13 protein-coding genes and 1 tRNA gene are annotated in these 18,714 nt (G+C 65.8%); 7 read left to right on the forward strand and 7 right to left on the reverse strand.

From position 1 onward, the window contains the following. Positions 1-80: 80 nt before the first annotated feature. Positions 81-1,379 (reverse strand): D-arabinono-1,4-lactone oxidase, encoded by a 1,299-nt coding sequence (locus tag ACFVUS_RS36050; protein WP_387777158.1) that lies wholly within the window; start codon positions 1,377-1,379, stop codon positions 81-83. Between the two features lie 33 nt (positions 1,380-1,412). After that, positions 1,413-2,087 carry a TetR/AcrR family transcriptional regulator gene (locus ACFVUS_RS36055; RefSeq protein WP_387777161.1) on the reverse strand — a complete coding sequence of 225 codons (675 nt, stop codon included), beginning with the start codon at positions 2,085-2,087 and terminating at the stop codon, positions 1,413-1,415. A gap of 117 nt (positions 2,088-2,204) precedes the next feature. On the opposite strand from ACFVUS_RS36055, the gene ACFVUS_RS36060 reads away from it, so the two are divergent. Continuing rightward, positions 2,205-3,710, forward strand: coding sequence for an MFS transporter (locus ACFVUS_RS36060; RefSeq protein ID WP_387777164.1), 1,506 nt, complete (start codon positions 2,205-2,207; stop codon positions 3,708-3,710). 198 nt (positions 3,711-3,908) lie between these two features. On the opposite strand, the gene ACFVUS_RS36065 is transcribed toward ACFVUS_RS36060, so the two are convergent. After that, complete coding sequence (locus tag ACFVUS_RS36065; RefSeq protein WP_387777167.1) at positions 3,909-5,081, reverse strand: lipase family protein; 1,173 nt, start codon at positions 5,079-5,081, stop codon at positions 3,909-3,911. 545 nt (positions 5,082-5,626) lie between these two features. On the opposite strand from ACFVUS_RS36065, the gene pgm reads away from it, so the two are divergent. The 3 genes from pgm (at position 5,627) to ACFVUS_RS36080 (ending at position 9,287) form a co-directional block, all read left to right on the forward strand. Beyond that, positions 5,627-7,267 (forward strand): phosphoglucomutase (alpha-D-glucose-1,6-bisphosphate-dependent), encoded by a 1,641-nt coding sequence (pgm, locus tag ACFVUS_RS36070; protein WP_387777170.1) that lies wholly within the window; start codon positions 5,627-5,629, stop codon positions 7,265-7,267. Continuing rightward, entirely contained in the window at positions 7,257-8,465 is a 1,209-nt protein-coding gene (locus ACFVUS_RS36075) for an MFS transporter (RefSeq protein WP_387778538.1), read from the forward strand. The genes pgm and ACFVUS_RS36075 overlap by 11 nt, the downstream gene beginning before the upstream one ends. Before the next feature lie 81 nt (positions 8,466-8,546). Further along, positions 8,547-9,287: a DsbA family protein gene (locus ACFVUS_RS36080; RefSeq protein ID WP_387777173.1), complete on the forward strand. Its 741-nt coding sequence runs from the start codon at positions 8,547-8,549 to the stop codon at positions 9,285-9,287. A 790-nt stretch (positions 9,288-10,077) separates the two neighbouring features. Here the strand turns inward: ACFVUS_RS36080 and ACFVUS_RS36085 are convergent. Then, entirely contained in the window at positions 10,078-12,210 is a 2,133-nt protein-coding gene (locus ACFVUS_RS36085) for a DUF222 domain-containing protein (protein WP_387777176.1), read from the reverse strand. Between the two features lie 126 nt (positions 12,211-12,336). Here ACFVUS_RS36085 and ACFVUS_RS36090 point away from each other — a divergent pair. Further along, positions 12,337-12,409 (forward strand) — tRNA-Ala (locus ACFVUS_RS36090). A gap of 165 nt (positions 12,410-12,574) precedes the next feature. Continuing rightward, a complete protein-coding gene (locus ACFVUS_RS36095) occupies positions 12,575-12,832 on the forward strand; it encodes a hypothetical protein (protein WP_387777179.1) in 258 nt (85 codons plus the stop codon). A gap of 49 nt (positions 12,833-12,881) precedes the next feature. Here the strand turns inward: ACFVUS_RS36095 and ACFVUS_RS36100 are convergent, their stop codons facing one another. Next, positions 12,882-13,178: a putative quinol monooxygenase gene (locus tag ACFVUS_RS36100; RefSeq protein ID WP_387777182.1), complete on the reverse strand. Its 297-nt coding sequence runs from the start codon at positions 13,176-13,178 to the stop codon at positions 12,882-12,884. A 367-nt stretch (positions 13,179-13,545) separates the two neighbouring features. Between ACFVUS_RS36100 and ACFVUS_RS36105 the strand changes: the two genes are divergently transcribed. Further along, positions 13,546-13,794: a hypothetical protein gene (locus ACFVUS_RS36105; protein WP_387777185.1), complete on the forward strand. Its 249-nt coding sequence runs from the start codon at positions 13,546-13,548 to the stop codon at positions 13,792-13,794. Positions 13,795-14,057: 263 nt separating this feature from the next. Here the strand turns inward: ACFVUS_RS36105 and ACFVUS_RS36110 are convergent, their stop codons facing one another. Beyond that, entirely contained in the window at positions 14,058-15,077 is a 1,020-nt protein-coding gene (locus tag ACFVUS_RS36110; protein ID WP_387777188.1) for a DUF6301 family protein, read from the reverse strand. Positions 15,078-15,138: 61 nt separating this feature from the next. Next, positions 15,139-18,198, reverse strand: coding sequence for a hypothetical protein (locus ACFVUS_RS36115; protein WP_387777191.1), 3,060 nt, complete (start codon positions 18,196-18,198; stop codon positions 15,139-15,141). Positions 18,199-18,714 lie beyond the last annotated feature (516 nt).

Below are 18,714 nucleotides of genomic sequence, written 5' to 3' on the forward strand. Positions count from 1 at the left end.
GGTCGGGCGCGCATCCAGGACAGTCCGACGAGCAGTTCCGCAATTACAGCGATCTTTCAGCAACCGAGCATAGTGCCATTTCAGCCGATTGGACCCAGTACCCGCTCGATATAGGCGTTGGTGAAACGCCCCTGCGGGTCGAAACGCTTGCGCACCTCGGCGAATTGCTCCCAGTGCGGATAGCGCTCGCTCAGCGTCTCGGCGGTCTGGAAGTGCCGCTTACCCCAGTGTGGGCGGCCGTTGTAGCGATCGAACACCGCCTCGCAGGCGCGGAAGTACGGCTCGTACTCCATGCCCGTGTACTGGTGCACCGCGATATAGCAGGTCTCGCGACCCCCGGCGGGGGATAGGAAGGCGTCATCGGGCGCGACCCAGCGCACCTCGATCGGCATGGCCGTATCGAAATGGCTTGCCACCTCTTTGATCTCGCGGATCGCGTCGGCGGAGTGCTCGCGCGGAATGGCGTACTCCATCTCGGTGAAGCGGAACAGGCGCGGGCTGGCGAAGACCCGATAGGACCGCTCGACCTGCCGCCGGTAGCTGCCCGCGTAGGCGGCGGCGCGCTGCACGTACGGAATCAGGCGGGGCTGGGCGCGGGTGAGCTTGCACAGCGCGTCGAAGGCGTAGTTGGTGACCAGGATGTCGGAGAACCAGTCCATGGCCTTGCCGCGCGGCTGTTCGGGCAGGTCGACGGTGTTATTGGCCTTGGTCATGGCCAGCGGCGAATGCGCGAACATGTAGAACTCGAAATGCTCGTTGCCGTCCACGAAGGTGTCCAGATCGGCGAGTACGTCCTCCACCGGCACCGGCCGCTCCACGCCCTCGAGCACGAACGACGGCACCATCTGCAGGGTGACGGCGGTGACCACGCCGAGCGCGCCCACATTCACCCGCGCGGCGCGCCAGCCGTCCGGATCGGTCTGCTCATTGAGTTCCACGCGGCTGCCGTCGGCCAGCATGAGCTCCACCGATTGCAGTGCGGCCGAGAGGTTCTGCAACTTGGCCCCGGTGCCGTGGGTGCCCGTGGCGGTCGCGCCCGCCACGGATTGCACATCGATATCGCCGAGATTGGGGAAGGCCAGGCCCATCGGGTGCAGCGCGTTGCTGGCGGCGTTGAGCGTGATGCCCGCCTCGGCACGTACGAGGCCCTGTTCGCGGTCCACCGAGATGATCTTGTCGAGCTTGTTCAGGCGCAGCATGGTGCCGTCGGTGAGCACGGTCTCGGTGAAGGAATGCCCCGATCCGGCGACGCGCACGGTATGCCCGTCCGCCTCCGCGCGGGCCAGCACGGCGGCGACTTCTTCGGGCGTGCCCGGCTCGGCGATAACCGCCGGAGTACAGCTCTGATCCCCGGCCCAGTTCGCCCACGAGTTGGTCATGCGACCAACTTTAAACCGCCGGTGTGAGTCTCGCTACCTTTTCCGGCCGCTGCACATCGCTTCTTTGGCCAGTTCCACCTCGTCATCGGTGAGCGGAGGCTGGGTCGGAATGATCCGCGGGACGTCGTCGCCGCGCACGCCGTTCAGCACCAGCGCCATATACCGTTGCCACACTTCGGTATTCACGGGCCGGGCGAAACCGGCGACGCCGTCGACCATGTTCACCATGGCGAAGAAATCGCCCGCCTCGATATCGGGCTGCAGCGCGCCCGCCTCCTTGGCGCGGCGGATGACCGCCTGCATTCCGGGACGCACCCGTTCCTTCATGGCGGCGAAGCGGTCCATACTGTCGTGTAGCTCCAGCACAACCTCACCGAATCCACGGTTGATGGACATATGCCGGCAGGAGTACTCGAACAACTCCACCAGGCCCTGCCAGGGATCCGGATGGTGCAGCGCGAGCTCGACCGCCGCGGCCAGCTCGGTGACCATGGCGTCGAAGACCTCGAGAATGAGCTCCTGCTTGTTCGCGAAGCGCCGGTAGACGGTTCCGACGCCGACGCCCGCGCGTTCGGCCACATCGTCGAGGGTGACCTCGAGGCCGCGATCGGCGAATAGTTCGCGCGCAGCCGCGATGATGCGCTGCTGATTGCGGGCCGCGTCCGCCCGCAGGCGACGCGGTGGGGGCGCGGTGGTGACGTGATTCACAGCCTAATCCTAACAGGAACCGGGATTATCCGGAGGGAATCTCTCCGTTTACATGATAGCTTCGTTCAGTAAACGGAGATGGCATCTCCGCTAATCCTAGGGGACAAGGAAACCACCATGACGACAGCTCTCGAGAAAGAGAAGGCAGTAGCCGCGCCGACGACCGGAGACGGTCGCCGTGGATCACATGCCATGCGCTGGTGGGTGCTCGCCGTACTCGGCGTTGCCCAGCTGATGGTCGTACTCGATGCGACCGTCGTGAATATCGCACTCCCCGAAGCCCAGCTCGACCTCGGCTTCTCCAACGGCGACCGGCAGTGGGTCGTCACCGGATACGCCCTCGCCTTCGGCAGCCTGCTGCTGCTGGGCGGACGACTCTCCGATCTGTTCGGCCGCCGCACCACCTTCATCGTCGGTCTGGTCGGCTTCGCGGCCGCCTCCGCGGTCGGTGGCGCCGCACCCAGCTTCGAGGTACTGGTCGGTGCTCGCGTGGCCCAGGGCGTCTTCGGCGCACTGCTCGCGCCCGCCGCACTGTCGCTGCTCACCGTGACCTTCACCGAGCCCAAGGAACGCGCCAAGGCGTTCGGCATCTTCGGCGCCATCGCCGGTGCCGGCGGTGCGCTGGGTCTGCTGCTCGGCGGCGCGCTCACCGAATGGGCGTCGTGGCGCTGGGTCATGTACGTGAACCTGGTCTTCGCGGCCGTCGCACTGGTCGGCGCGATCCTGTTGCTGGCCAAGCACACCGCCACCACCCGGCCCAAGCTGGATATCCCGGGCACCCTCGCGGTGACCGCGGCGCTGTTCTCCATCGTGTACGGCTTCTCCAAGGCCGAATCCGACGGCTGGACCAACTCGGCGACGCTGGGCTTCCTGATCGGCGGCGTGGTGCTGCTGGGCGTGTTCTTCGCACTGGAACAGCGGGTCGCCAATCCGCTGCTGCCGCTGCGCGTGGTGCTGGATCGCACCCGCGGCGCGTCCTACATGACCGTCTTCGCCATCGGCATCGGCATGTTCGCGATGTTCCTGTTCCTGACCTACTACATGCAGCAGCAGCTGGGTTACTCGCCGATCATCACCGGCGTGGCCTTCCTGCCGATGGTGGCGGGCATGGTCGCCTCCTCGACCACGGTGCCGTCGCTGCTGGTGCCCAAGGTCGGCCCCAAGGTGACGGTCGTGACCGGATTCCTGCTCGCCGCACTGGGTATGGCGCTGCTCACCCGGATCGGCGTGGACACCGCGTACGCCAGCCACATCCTGCCCAGCCTCATCCTGATGGGCGTCGGCCTGGGTACCGCGATGTCGACCGCCTTCATCGGCGCGACCTCCGGTGTGGAGCATGAGGACGCGGGCGTGGCCTCGGCCATGGTGAACACCAGCCAGCAGGTCGGCGGTTCCATCGGCACCGCGCTGCTGAGCACGCTGGCCGCCACCGCACTGGGCAACTACGTCTCCGACCACGGCCCCGCGACTCCCGCGGTACTGGCCGAAGCCGCCGTGCGCAGCTACACCACCACCTTCTGGTGGGCCGCCGCGATCTTCGTGGTCGGCGCGGTGATCACCGGTTTCATCATGCCGAACAACGTACCCGTCCCCTCCGAGGGCGAACCCGTTCTGGCGCACTGAGATTCGAACCCCGAATCAACGGACAGCGGCCCCGCTCACAACGAAGTGAGCGGGGCCGCTCCGTGTCCGGAGTTTCGCTTCGAGCCCCGCTCGCTCGCGCTGGGGTGCGGGGCGCTTCACCATCCCCTCCATATAGGCGACGGCCCCGCTCACGTCAGTGAGCGGGGCCGCTTTGCTACTTCTCTGCCGCTGAAAACCTCAGTGGCAGTTGGACGGTGCGGGCCTGCCCGCGAAACGGTCCGCCAGGTAGCCGTAGGCGTTGATCGCGCCCGGCAGGATGGCCGTGGCGTGATCGGTGCCGGGGATGATGTCGAACTGGACCGGGGTGCCCGAGGCGCAGTAGCGGCCCGCGGTCCCGAGCGCGAGATCCAGCGGCACCTGGTCACTGCCACCGTGCCATTCGTAGACCGGGATCCGGGGCACGCCGGGGTAGATCTCCAGCGCGTTGTCGTGGAAGGCCGCGATCAGCGACGGATCGTTCTCCATACCGCGATGGAAGACCTCGCTGATGGTGTGCCCGGCCCCGGCCGAGATGATGTCGTCCACACAGGAATTCGCGATCCGGTCGCGCAGCGCGTAGCCCGCCGGGGTCAGCGCGTTGTCGAGCGGCACCTGGCTCGGGTATTCGCGTTCCATGCCGATGGCGACCGCGAAGCCGAGTCCGAAGAGCGGATGCGGCACGTCGCCGACCTGGATGGCGATCTTGCCGGGATTCACCGGAACGCCGCCCATGGCGAGTCCGACGAGATTCAATTCCGGCGCGTACTCCGGGGCGAGCGCGCCCGCGAAGCCCGTCGCCATCGCCCCGCCGGAGTATCCGACCATGCCGACCGGGGAATTCCCCAGTCCCGCAGGGGCGAATCGCTCGGCCGCGCGAATGCCGTCGAGGGTGATCTGCCCGCCCATGCGGGCCGCGCCGTACGCACTGTCCGGCCCTAGGTGGTCGGGGACGGCGACCGCCCAGCCCCTGGCCAGCAACAGATTCAGCGCCGCCGATTCCTTGAGCCCGCCGTCGAACAGCGCGTGCGACGGAGCGCACTGCAGCCCAAGCGAATTGACGAACGGCTGATACGAGACCAGCGGCTTCGGACCCGGCCCGCCGGGCATGATCAGCGTGGTCATCGCCGCGATGGGTCCGCCCGACGAATCGGTGGAGTGGAACAGCAACTGCCATACCGTGGCGCCGGGCCACGGGGAGGGCACATTTCGCGACCGCAGGACGTCGCCCGGCGCGGTCGAGCCGAGATTTCCTGGGGCGTAGTAGAACCCGTCGGGATCCGCGATCGGGTATATCGCTCCCGCGTGTGCCGCCGGTGCGGACGCCATGACGGCGATCGCCGCCGCGGCGATGCCGCAGCTCCGGACCAGCATGCTTCTGATCAACTGCCGCACCGCCAACTTGGCTCTCCTCGATACCGATGGGACAACTCCGGGCAAGCGGCACTATCCTCGCAGTTCCCGGGTGCTGTTGCGGCTTAGCAACACGCCGAAGGGCAACGGTTTAGCAAACTGAACAGGAGGGTAGTCGTCCCTATCGTCGGAACTCGTGCGCTCGACTGCTTCGCCACCTTGCGCACGTTGGCGGCGGAAGTTCGTAGACTGGCTCGAATGGGCCGGACATCTTCCGCGCCCGGCGACTTCGGGGGAGCGATGTGGCGGCACGGCGACGATTGGGGGCAGGCGGTGAGTGAGGAGCTAGCGGGCCGGCAACCGTTGGATCGCGCGGTGGCACATCGATTCGATAGTGTCACTCCACTGGGCACATCCGTGCTGACCACGTTCAGTAGGTTCGAGTGGGCAGCGGTTCGAAGGACTGAGGAGGGCGCTTACAGCTATGCGGTGGCGAACGTAGTGGTGGTGTCCCCGTGATCCTGATGACCAGCCGGGCACAGGCGATACGGAAGGGAGGTGCGAGCATGGCGCATGATCGGGCCGGTCGACCGGCGCGCGCCACGGACCTCGAGGATATCGCGCACTTGGTGACGGCCTACTACAGCCGGATTCCCGATCCGGCGGATCCGGCGCAGCTGGTCGCCTTCGGCACCTCGGGTCATCGCGGGTCGAGTCTGGACAACGCGTTCAACGAGGCGCACATTCTCGCCATCACCCAGGCCATCGTCGAATATCGCGCCACCCGCGGCATCACCGGTCCGGTGTATCTGGCGCGCGATACGCACGCGCTGTCCGAACCGGCCTGGACCACCGCGCTGGAGGTGCTCGCCGCCAATGACGTCACCGCCATCATCGATTCGCGCGATCGGTATACGCCCACACCGGCTTTGAGTCATGCGGTGCTGCGGCACAATCGCGGCGGTACCCGGCATCAGGCCGATGGCATCGTAGTGACGCCGTCGCACAATCCGCCGCGTGACGGCGGGTTCAAATACAATCCGCCGCACGGTGGTCCGGCCGATACGGTCGCCACCGACGCGATTGCCGCGCGCGCCAACGAGCTGTTGCGCGGCGGGCTGGCCGATGTGCGGCGCACCAGTCTCGCGCATGCGCTGGCGCACAAGGTGGAACGCTACGACTATCTCGATCGGTATATCGGGGATCTACCCAATGTGCTGAATCTGGACGCGGTTCGGGGCGCCGGTATTCGGCTGGGCGCCGATCCGATGGGCGGTGCGAGCGTGGACTACTGGGAGGAGATCGGGCAGCGGTACGACCTCGAACTCGAGGTGGTCAATCCGTTCGTCGATCCGACCTGGCGGTTCATGACCCTGGACAGTGACGGCAAGATCCGAATGGATCCGTCATCGCGCTATGCCATGGCCTCGCTGGTGGCGATTCGGGACGATTACGACATCTCCACGGGTAATGACGCCGATGCCGACCGGCACGGCATCGTGACTCCCGATGCGGGACTGATGAATCCGAATCACTTCCTGGCGGTGGCGATCGAATATCTGATCGCCAACCGGATGGGCTGGGACGCGCTGACCAAGATCGGCAAGACGGTGGTCACCTCGTCGATGATCGATCGCGTGGTCGGGGTGCTCGGCCGTGATGTCTACGAGGTGCCGGTCGGGTTCAAATGGTTCGTGCCCGGATTGTTCAGCGGCAGCCTGGCTTTCGGCGGTGAGGAGAGCGCGGGCGCGTCCTTCCTGCGCATGGACGGCACCGTGTGGACCACCGATAAGGACGGCATTCTGCTGGCGTTGCTCGCGGCGGAGATCACCGCTGTCACCGGGCAGAGCCCGTCCACGCGCTACACCGAACTGGAGAAGCGCTACGGCAGTCCGGCCTACAACCGGGTGGACGCGAGCGCGACCGTGGAACAGAAGGCGCGGCTGGCGGCGTTGACGCCGGACATGATCACCGCGAAAGAGATAGCCGGGGAGCCGATCACCGGCATCCAGACCAGGGCGCGGGGCAATGGCGCGGCGCTGGGTGGGGTGAAGGTCACCACCGAGAACGCCTGGTTCGCCGCCCGGCCCTCGGGCACCGAGGACAAATACAAGATCTACGCGGAATCGTTCCAAGGCCCCGAGCATCTGGCACAGGTGCAGGCGGCCGCGGAGGAGATGGTGGGACGGGCTCTAGCTGGTGAATAGATCCAAGGCTCTACCGGTCGAGATCTGGGTGCTGGTGGGAGCCGCGTTCACCATTGCCATCGGATTCGGTCTGGTCGCACCCGCGCTGCCGCAGTTCGCCCGGAGTTTCGGGGTCGGTGTCGCGGCGGCGTCGTTCATCGTCAGCGCGTTCGCGTTGATGCGGTTGGTGTTCGCGCCGCTGGGCGGGCGGCTGGTGCAGAAGCTCGGCGAGCGACCGGTGTATCTGACCGGATTGATCATCGTGGCGATTTCCACGGGTGCGTGCGCGTTCGCCCAAACCTATTGGCAGCTGCTGGTGTTGCGGTCGCTCGGCGGTATCGGGTCGACCATGTTCACGGTGTCCTCGCTGGCGCTGGTGATTCGGATTTCACCGCCGCTGGAGCGGGGGCGGGTGTCCGGGGTGTATTCGACGAGCTTTCTGATCGGTTCGATCAGCGGGCCGCTGGTGGGTGGGGCGCTGTCGTTCCTGGGGTTGCGCGCGCCGTTCATCATCTACTGCGTCGCGCTGCTCATCGCCAGCCTGATCGTGTATGTGGCGCTGCGGGATTCGCCGCTGGCGGTGCCGGAGGCGGCCAACGGGTCGGCGGTGATGACCTTCCGGGAGGGGCTGGCGCGGCCCGCGTACCGGGCGGCGCTGTGGGCGAATTTCGGTAATGGCGCGGCGGTTTTCGGTGTGCGGATGGCGTTGGTGCCGTTGATCGTGGTGGAGGTGCTGCACAAGGACGCCGGGCTGGCGGGCGTCGCGCTGACGGTTTTCGCGGCGGGTAATGCCGCGGTGCTGTTCCTGTCCGGGCGGTGGTCGGATCAATTGGGCCGCAAGCCGTTCCTGATCGCGGGGACGCTGGTGTGCGCGCTCGGCACGGCCGGGCTGGGGTTGGCCTCGACGTTCCCGTGGCTGCTGGTGGCCTCGTGTATCGCGGGGATCGGGTCCGGAATGTTCTCGCCCGCGTTGCAGGCCGCGGTCGCCGATATCGTCGGGCCCGGGGTGCGCGGCGGGCCGGTGCTGGCGGGGTATCAGATGTCCGCGGATCTGGGCACGTTTTTGGGGCCGTATCTGATCGGCATGCTCGCCGATCAGGTGTCCTACGGGCTGGCGCTCGGGGTCACCGGCGTCATTCTTGCGTCGGCCTCGGCGGTGTGGCTGATGGTTCCGGAAACGCTGCGGCGCAGGGAAGCCGTCGTCACCACCGGGGCGTAACCGGGCGGATCTCGTTGCGGGGCCGACACGCTGGCGGGGCCGCCTGGCCGGTGCGGGTGTGTGTGGTGCAGAGTGTGCGGGGTGAACGCACCGTCTTCGAAACACACCCCGCGGCCGGTATCGAGCAAGACCACCTACGCCCTCGGCGCAGTGGCCGTGGTGGTGGTCGCGTTGATCATCTTCGCTGTCTCCCAATGGAATAAGGGCGGCAGCGATTCGATCCGCAATGACGGCTACGGTTCCGCCCACAATCCCGCGGTCTCGGTCGCCATGGACTCGGACGGCGCGATCGTGCTCGGCAAGCCCGATGTCACCAAAACCATTGATATCTACGAAGACCCGCTGTGCCCCGCCTGCGGCCAGTTGGAGAAGCTCTACGGCCAGGAAATCGCCCAGCAGGTAGACGAAGGCAAATTCGCCGTCCGCTACCGCCTCGTCAATTTCCTGGACTCCAAGTCCAGCAGCAAGGACTACTCCACCCGCGCCGTCGCGGCCAACGAGTGCGTGGCCCAGGCCGGTGACGGCCCCGCCTACGCCAAATTCCACACCCTGCTCTTCACCACCCAGCAGCCCTCCGAAGGCGGCTCCGACCACAACAACCAGGAACTCGTAGCCATCGCCAAGGACGCCGGCGCCTCAGCCGACGCCCTCACCTGCATCACCAAGGGCGACCGCCTCGACTCGGCCCGCAACCACGCCGAATCCGCCATGAAGGCCCTCACCTCCGCCTCCGGCGACCGCGTAGCCACCCCCTCGGTCTTCCTCGACGGCAAGAAGATCGACGTCAACAACGAAGACTGGGTCCAGAACGCCGCCAAGTAGTTTCCGACGCGCATGCACCGGGCAGCCGATTCACCCGAACCGCTGCCCTTGCCTGCACGTCGCTTGATCACCCGGGTCGCCTATCTCACCGACGGGCCGCGCACCACCAGCTCGTGAATTGCGGAAGCACCGGCGCGCGGTACCGGCGGACAGCCGCTCGGCGATATTCAGCCGAGGCAACCTGCGACCCTGTGCCGACGCTGCTGGGGGACAGCCGCGGCGATCGAATCGCAGGCCACGGTGCCCGGAATACGTTCTGCTGAAATCGGATCCGTGCCTGATGCGGTGCTGCGGGATGCAGCCCGTAAGAGCTGTCGGCTTCGGTTGTGGCGGGGCGTTCAACGGTGCCGGGAATCGTGCTGCGTTGATGGCTGATTGTGCACACGCGGTTCTACCCTCCGCGCACGGAATCGCTTTGCCGCAGCGCGATCCACTGCATCTCGGTCGCGTCATCTTGTTTCGAGGCACGGCCTGCTGATCGCGTCCGCTGGTCGGGAAGTTGATACAACGCACGCCTATGCCTTCAGCCACACCGCCGGAGGAATCTGCGGTCGAGTCGGCAGCGTTCGGGTGGGGTGCGGCTGTTCGGGTCGGCCGCACCCCCGAGGAGTCGTGTGCCAGGCGCGACTCCGGGTGTTGGGGTGCAAGGGAATTGGTGGGGCGCGGCCCATCGGGGCCACAGGAGAGCCGCGCCCCGGGCAGGGAACCGTGCTGGCAGCGCGGTTCCGTGGTCAGGGGCGAGCGGGGTCGCAGCGTAGGGGGTGGCGAGAACAGCGCCGCGCGGCGGCGCTCACCGGGGTGCGGGGCGGGCCGGGGTGGCGGGGATGTCGTTCTCGGGGGTGGTGCGGGTTAGCTGGGGGTGGAGTAGGACGTGGGTGTCCAGGGGGTAGCAGATATCGGTGTTGAAGGGGCGGAAGGGGATTGGGGGATCCAGGGCGTCTTCGGGAGCCAGGTGTAGGTGTGGGGTCGCAACGGAGGGTGCGTCGATATCGGTGTGCGGGAAGAGATAGCGAGCGCCTTCGCGAATGGTTTCGTGGGATTCGCCGGTGGGGTCGATCCAGCGCATGCGATCGGTATCGGCGAGGTAGACGCGCCACGGTTGTTTTCCGCTGTCGGCGAGCGCCTTGAGCCGGTGGTGATGCGAGCACAGCACCGCGCGCGGAGCCGCGCTCGTTTGCGGTGCGCGGCGCAGCCGCAGCGGATCGAATTGCGTCACCAGTGTTTCCGCAGCGGGCATGGTGCAACCGGGAAAGCGGCACAGACCGTCGAATGCGCGGATCTCACGCGGGGGAGCCGCCGAGAATGGATGCAGCACAGGTGCATTCGCCGTTACGGCACCCTGCCGACGCTTCGAGCCGGCAGGGTGCGCCCCGGGTGCTCCGGTGCCCGCCGCTCGGCGAGCCGCCGCCCGCAGCGCTTCCGGCGATCCGGTATCCGCCTGCTCCGCCGCGGACCGCAAAACCTCGGCGACAGCCGGATTCGTCTGCGCCCCGCCGCGTCGCAGCCCTTCAGTCGAGCTCGAAGCCGCATGCTCTACCGCGCTCCGAGCGTCCGCCGATGCGCGTGCCTCCATCGCGGGCCGCAGATCGCTCGGGGAGTTCGCGGTCGACACTCCCGCATCGTGTCGAGCGGCGTCGGCCAGGCTGGACACCGCTTGTTGTGCGGCGCGGCGCAATTCATCGGAGACGCCCGAGTCGGCTCGTGCGATTCGGCGCAATGCCATCGCTGCGAAATCGTCGTGTTGCGGTGCGGCTGGATCGGGGTGCCGCGCGGACGCGCTGAGCGGGTCGGGTGTCGGCGCGTGGGACTGCCCGCCGGGCATGCCCGGGATGCGTTCCCACGGGGCTTTCGGCGTTATCGCGCGGCGTGCCGTCGGTGCATCAGGCTCGTTCGATGGTTCCGGGAGTGCCTGGGGCGCAGCGGGTTTCGCCTCGGAACGGCCGCGCTTGGTGCCGGCGGGATGATTGCCAATGGTTCGTGCGGCGGGCGCTTCCGGTTCGCTTTCCGGTTCGGCCGGGGCGAAGTATTCCGGAATCACCTGGAAGCGGGCGTGTTCGGCGAGGGTGCGGGCGAGGGCGGCATCGACGGGTCCGTAGCCGGAGAGGTAGGCCGGATCGTCGCGGAGGCCGAGCAGGGTGTCCGAGGACATGCCGACCTGAATGAGCGGCCGGCGTGGGGCCGAGGGCGCACCGGCCTGCGGGCAGTACTTACCGCGCGTGCAACCGCACCGCAGGCGACCGGTCCCGTCTGCGAGCGCGACCAGCGCGTCAGCGCGCCGCTGCGGCATGCTGCGCGGATCATCCTCGCAGACTTGAAGACTCATCTCGCGCAGCCGCATGGCCAGCGTCTGCGCCCCGGCGGCCGGGAGCAATCCATCGAAAACCGCCATCCCGTCGGCCACAGCGCGAATGCGCACATCGCGATCGGTCTCGCGTTCTTCACGTCGCTGCTGTTCCCCCGCGCTGTCGAGGCGAATGATCCACCGCCGCGCCGTCTGCCGCAGCCGCCCCGGATCGGTCCGGGTGGCAGCATCAATAAGCTTGGGCTCCAACGCTTCTCGCACCTCGCGCGTGAGCCCTCGCATGGCCTCGGCGATCACCTGCACCCGGGACAGATCGATCCGCCCGGCAGCGAACGCCTTCCTGGTCTGCGGTAGCGAATCCAACGCCAACCCGATATCGATGAGCGCCGCCGCCACCCCCTCGGACACATGCACCGCGACCGCCACCTCCGCAGCCGCGAACTCCCCGGCTCGCACCCCGCCCGGCCCCGGTTCGGCATTCTCGGCCCGATGCCGCCGATACACCTCCCGAATCGCCGTGATCTCCGCCGCCTGCGCAAACGCCGCCGCCCCATGCGCCCGCCGCAGTGCCTCGATCAGCTCCCCATCGCCCATAGCCTCCGCCTCTCCGCTATCGAACATGTGTTCGACCCTACCCCCAGAAGATCGCCCCCGCCACCCTTTGTGCAGGCGATTTGGTTTGCCCAACCCGCATCGTGTAACTTCGTTCAAGCAAGCGGGGCACGCCCCGCGAGCAAATCCACACATGGGGCTATGGCGCAGCTGGTAGCGCACCACACTGGCAGTGTGGGGGTCAGGGGTTCGAGTCCCCTTAGCTCCACAACCGATGAAAGTCCGTGATCTCCTCAGGGGTCACGGACTTTCGTCGTTTCGGCTATCACGGCGACTTAGACTCTGCCCACCTCAATTCACGGGTCTCCCCACGCGTCCCCACGGCTAGTTAAATAGATGTATTCCACATTGCCAGGCTCGCCGAGGAGACCACATGCATGCTTGTCCACTCACCGCTACCGCGGCCATCGCCGCATCCGCTCTCGCGATACTCATCGGACCCGCGATCGCGGCTGCGGACACCTCGACCGGCGAGCAGATCAATCAGCCCAGCACGTGCACCGGACCCAACGGCCAGGAAACCTCCATGATCCTCGGATCCTCCTGTGCGGAAGTGAATTTCCTGAGCCCGCTGCTCAATGCCGGCAGTTCCGCCCTCACCAGCGCCAGCGCCAACCACCGCGAGGGCTAGACCGCCGGCTCGAGGTCGGCGGGCCGATACTGACGGAAGTAGTGGGGGCTCAGTTGGTTTCGGCCGGCACCGCGGTGGCGTGGTTCGATTCCCAGAGTTCGATGGCGGGGCCGAATTCGGTGAGGAAGGCGGTGACGTGGGGGGTGGTGCCGTGTTCGTCGAGGGCTTGGCGGTTGGTCCAGTGTTCGAAGCAGTGGAACAGGGTGGGGTCGTCGAGGTCGCGGTAGAACTCGTAGGTGTGGCAGCCGGGTTCGGTTTTGGTGGCGGCGGCCAGGGCGGGCATGGCCGCGGCGGCGCGGTCTGCGACGTCGGCGGTGACCTTGAGGCGGATGAAGGCGGTGTGCATCGTTGGATCGACCCTTCGTGATTCGCGCTGCGTCGTGCATCGCCCTGATTCATCCAATCGTCGGCGCTCGGTGGGATTACCGGCACGGCCCGTCCCGGTCTCCAGGATGTTCTGGCGATCGGGCGTAAGACGACGCTCAGGTCGGTGACACCTCCGCAACAGAATGGTCCTTCCGCCCGAAAGCCTTCGGGGCGTCTCGATTCCCAGGGGTCGGATCGTTCGGTCTCGTTTATCGCGCAACTCGAACTGGAAGGGATCTCATGAAGAAGTCGTTGGGTATAACCGCACGTATTGTGGCAGTGAGCATTTCAGGGTTGGGATTCGCGGCTTTCGCGAGAGCGGGCAGGCCGCACCGCAGGATTGCAATGTGACCAGGGGTGTTTTCGACGCTTCCGCGGTCTGCGGTCCGGATGGCGGATCCAGTTACGTGCTGCACCTCGATTGCGTGGGCCTCTACCCGGGCGGGCCGTTCCCGCTGTACACCGTAGGCCCGTACCGGGTGCTCAGCTATCCGTTCACCCCGTCGGGCGAGCGGGTTTCGGTGGGCTGCACCGGCATGGGTCCCGGTGTCTTCGCCGTGGCGACCAACGCCTACGTTGAGGTCTACCGGACGTAGTCCGCCGAGCACGAATTACCCTCTCGAGCAATGTCATTCACGAGTTCACCGGACTTCTACACCCGAGTGATGTGCCGCGGGTCCGTGGCGGCCTCGATTGCCTGGGCGGCGGTAAAGCCGATGCGAACCATCAGTTCGAGTTCGATACCGTTGCGCCCCAGCCATTCGGCGTATCGACACCGGACAGCGCGATATCGGCGCCGCAGGCGATGATGACGCTGTGCTGATGCGCCGGCCCGACCAGTCCCCGATCTGTCTCTTGACTACTTCTTGAGGTAGGGGTCCAGGCCGAGGGCGCTGACATCGAACGGGTTGGTGGGTGCGCCTGCCCATGCCTCGACCGTCAGCTGCGCGGGTGTACCGATGTGCAGGGTGGTCGAGAGCGCGGCGGTGATCTCCTCGGCCAGCTGTATGCGTTCGAGTTCCGAAGGCGGTGAGGGGATTTCCCGGTACCAGTTCGCGGAACCTTCGACCGTCGGTGCTTCCCAGCCGCGTGTAACCATCGTGGCTTCGTCTGCAGCCGACATGCGATGGTCGATCTCGAGGAACTCGTTGGAGACCACCTCACACCACACTTCGACGGAACTGTGGCCCAACTTTGAGTTGCGGCCCAGTTGCACATACCGGTTGCCGGTGGCCCTGAAGCTCACGACCGAATCGATGGGCAGGTCACCCAGCGCCGGGGCCAGGCGAGCCGTGAACTCAGGCCAATCGGTCGGCGGATCGATCTCCTCCACCCACCGACCCTCCGCCCGCAGCTGCTGCTCGAGCATTTCATCCGCGTTATCGCGAAGCTTCTGAATGGCCGGACTGACGAGCTCTAGACGTAGTGAGCCGAGCCATGGGGTGCGGTTTGACGGATAGCTACCGTTGAGGCGAATGACGACATCGGGTAGGTCCCATCGACCAGTGGGATGGGAATCGTCTTCGGATGGCGCCGACGGGCCGAGCTCTTGGGAGAACTGCTCGATCATTGTCATGAGCGCGCTGTCGATCTGCGTGATGACGTCAGCTTCATCGCTGACGTCGGACACGAAGATGGAAAGCTGGTCCATGTCGGATCGATCACGTCGCCAGCGTCGTATGCCCTCGGGAAGAGAGGCCGATGCATCCTGTCGATTGACCGCGAAGTTCGTGGTTAGTTCAGCGCCGAGTTCCCGGAATTTCGTGATTCTCCAACCGGTTTTCGTGCAGAAGGGTTGGAGGTCGGCGAGGGTCCAGGTCCATCCGAAATCGGCTGCCACGCGGGCAATTCGGACCGCACCGTCGATGTCGACATGCATGGTGGGGTTCTACCTCCTGTGGGGACGCGGCACGGTTCATTGTGCCGTGCCGCGGGTCGGCTTATCGGATGTGGGCGGCGATGCCGAAGACCTTGCGGGCTTCGGCCCGGGCGCGAAGGTCGACCTGTGGAAGGGTGAGGTCAACGGTGATGGACTGGTCCACAGTCTTGCCGCTGTCGCCGCCGAACAGGGCATTTGGCCAAGGCAACGCAGACAGGTTGTTGAGAATCGGTACGCGGGCAGGGAGTGTAATGGTCTGCAGTGCGCCGAGCAGGTTGTCTTGTGAGGGTGCTTGTGGTTGGTCGTTGGACGATGTCCAGGGGGCGAGCATGTGAGGCAGGTTCGCCAGCCACGGCGCGAGTCCCACGGTCGGCAAAAGTGCCGAAAGGGCGGCGGAGATCGGGTTGGCAGTGGAGGGAGCCGGTGGAGCTGGTGGGTTCGGATTCTGGGGATTGGTGCCCTTTCTTGGTGGGTTCTCGCCATAGTGCAGTGCCTGATTGGGCACCGTCGGGTTCGCGTTGAGGTCGAACCCGGACACCGTGGCGTTGCCGTGAGTGTCGACGGTGACGAGTTTGTAGTCGACATTGCCCATGTCGCCCGCCTCGATCTGGGCAGCCAGATCCGGATGCCCGGCCGCGCGGAGCGCTTCGAGGAAGTCCCTATCGTTGGCGGCCTTGTACTTTAGATAAGGCAAAGTGCCCTGCAGGTCGTAGCGCCACACGTCCTTGCCGACCGGCACCCACGCTGCATTCAGCCCGGCATCGCCGCCCTTCGCCTCTATGACCACCAACTTGCCGTTGACGATCCCGGCGACATCTAGTCGGTTACTGGTGTCTTTGCCGACGTAGATAACCTTGCCGCCGATCTGCTGGATGTAATCCTTCGCACCGATGACACCCAACCGAGACGAGATCTGAGTGACAGAATTGATCGACAGATTGGCCTGCTTGTCCAGCCCTTGGAGCCTGTCGGCGTCCGCTTGCCGCCCCTGATCCTGAAGACTCTTAATCGCTTTTTCGATCTCGTCCTTACTGAGCCGTTTGGGGTTTCCCTCCTTTGTCGTGGCGGGTGTCGCTCCGCCTTCGTTGATCGCGAGCTCGTCGCGTTGCTGGAAGAGGCCGTCGCGTGTCGCCATCGCCTCATCGCGCTCGCGCAGGGTGCGGTTGATTTGCCAGCGTGCGCCCCAGCTCGGCTGGAATGCTTTGGTGCGCTTGTTGTCGAGGCTGGGTCTGACATAGGTGTCGGTGGCTCTGGCTGTGCTGTTGATGGCGGCGGCGACTTCGTCGGGTAGTTCGCCGGGGCGAAATGTGTTGATGAAGTCTTCGGCGAGACCGAGGCCCTTGTTCGTGACGTATTTGACCCAGTCGATCGGTCCGGACGGCGTCTGCTTGGGTCGTGCAGGCCGCGCCGGTGTTGCAGGCTCGGGCTCGGTCTGACCCCACGATTTGATGTGGCCCCTATAGCCGGTCTCATCATGGATATATCCACGGCTGTCGATCCATGTGCCAGGCTCCGGCCCGGGTTGTTTTCCCGGAGGGATCTGATATCCGCCAGCGTTGGGGGCGCCCTGATCTCCTCCCACACCGGAGTTGCCGCTGGATTCGGTTTCCTCCGCGCCAGGGATTCGGTTGCCGCGTGGCGGATTTGGTTCGCCGAGGGTGCCGCTATTCGGAGTCCCGCCTCGACCTGAATTGGTATTCGGGTTGCCGCCCGAACCTTCTACGGGTGGGGCTTCGTCCTCGTGTAAACCCCGGCCCGATCCCTTGCCGGAGCCGGGTACGGTCCCGGATGGCTGCGCGCCGAGTCCGTTGGCGCCCTCGGTGGCGTCGGCCGCAGCGGCTGCGCGAGCGGCCGCAGCGCGAGCAGCCGCAGCAATCGCGGCGTCTCGGGCGACGGTGGCTGCCGTCGGTCCGAGCATTGATTCGAGGTAGGCATAGTAGGCGGCACCGGCCACCTCGGTGACAGCTCCGCCGAGCAGAGGTGCGCTCTGTATCGTGGCTTCCTCGAGGTTGTCGAGGAAGCCACGTTTCGGCGGTGGGGCATTCGTAACCCAGTGGTAGTCATTGGGGTTGAGTCCACCTGGCTTGCTGTCGGTGATGATCTTGCGGCCGTCGGGCAGAGTCACCAGGAATTTGCCCGGCAAATCGGGGATCTTTTCGGCTTTGAGATCGGAGCTGGTGCTGTTGTTATAAAACGCTTGGTACGGAGAGGTTTTCGTGCCCGTCGGGTCGATCAGATCGCCCTTGCCGTTGATGGTCACGGTGTCACCGTTGCCGACCGGGTAGTGCCATAACCCGTCGTCGGATCGCTTGCCCGCACCGTGTGCGGAGTCCTGGACGAAGTGAGCGATCACGTTGCCGCTGAGGTCGGTGACGATGTTGTCGGTCCAAGGCTGGTTGCCGCCCTCGTCGCCACCGTGTTGGGTTCGGGTGATGACCAAATGAGCGTTCTTGTCGGTGATGACCATCTGAGGCTCGCCGGCGGCGTCGAGCACGGCTTGAACTTTGCTGTCACCGCCGTACCACTGCCGTAGCTGCGCAGGCACCTCGGGCGCGATGGCGTGGCGATTGTGCTGCTGGTCCTCGACGACGGCGTTGCCCGCAGAGTCGATGGTGACCTTGTTTCCGTTCGACAAGGTGTAGGACGTACCCGGAGCGGAAGGGTGTGCTCGGATTTCCTCGGCCTGCAGAACCGTCAGTAAGGGATTCGTCGCTACATCGGCATTGGTGATCGAGCTGGGCCGCGGGTCGAGCCCTCGCTGCTGCGGTTGAGAGCCGTCGCCGGTTTCATTGGCCACGATGATCCCGAGAGCTCCCATATTTTTGAGCTGTTCCGGGGTGAACTGTTTCGGTGCCGTGGGGGTCTGTGGTGGCGTCGAATCGGACGATTTCGGCTTGTACGGCGCGGGAAGCGGCTTGCCCTGGTCCTCCGGCTTTCTGAACACGGCGGCCCAGGCCGGGTCGATCTGGATTTCGGTTTTGGTCGTAGGTCGGTGAGCGCCCTCGTCGCCGCCGGTTTGGGTGTCAACCTGGATGGTCCCGTCTGACAGGTGGGTGGTGGTCACCTTCTGGCCGTAGCCGTTGGTGGTGGTGACCGGCGGGCCGACCGGCACTGCTGTCATGAGGAACTCCACTTCGTGATACGTAAATGCCGAAGGCGCCCCAGTTGTCTTGGGCGCCTTCGGCTTTGGAATATGGGTGTGCTGGCTCAGCAGCGGAATGACATAGCCGTCGTTGCGGTAGTTGACCGGATGCGGCTGCGTGGGCGGAAAGAGTAGGTGCCGCCCTTGATTCGATGTTAATTGGGCTGCCGCACAACGGATTTGCTCGCAAAGAAAGTCGTGAGCAGTGGATGACCGAGCTCGGCCTTATCCGGTAGACGTCGGCCTTCGACGGCAGTGGGGTCACCGCGCGGGTTCGGGTCGATGACGCGCGGCGGGGTTGGTAGCCGGTTCCGTCGGCCTGTGGCGTCGGGACGCTGCCCGCCGCCCATGGTGGGCGACTGCGGGCGGCCTCAACGGCGACGGCGGCAGCCTATCGCGCGGACAGTTACACGCCCCGGGAAGGAACCAACAAGCTGGTAATGCACGGTTTCGGGGTGCGCGCCCGCGAGGACCTAACGCCCAGGGCTTTGACAA

This window comes from Nocardia sp. NPDC058058, assembly GCF_042885355.1.
GTDB lineage: Bacteria > Actinomycetota > Actinomycetes > Mycobacteriales > Mycobacteriaceae > Nocardia.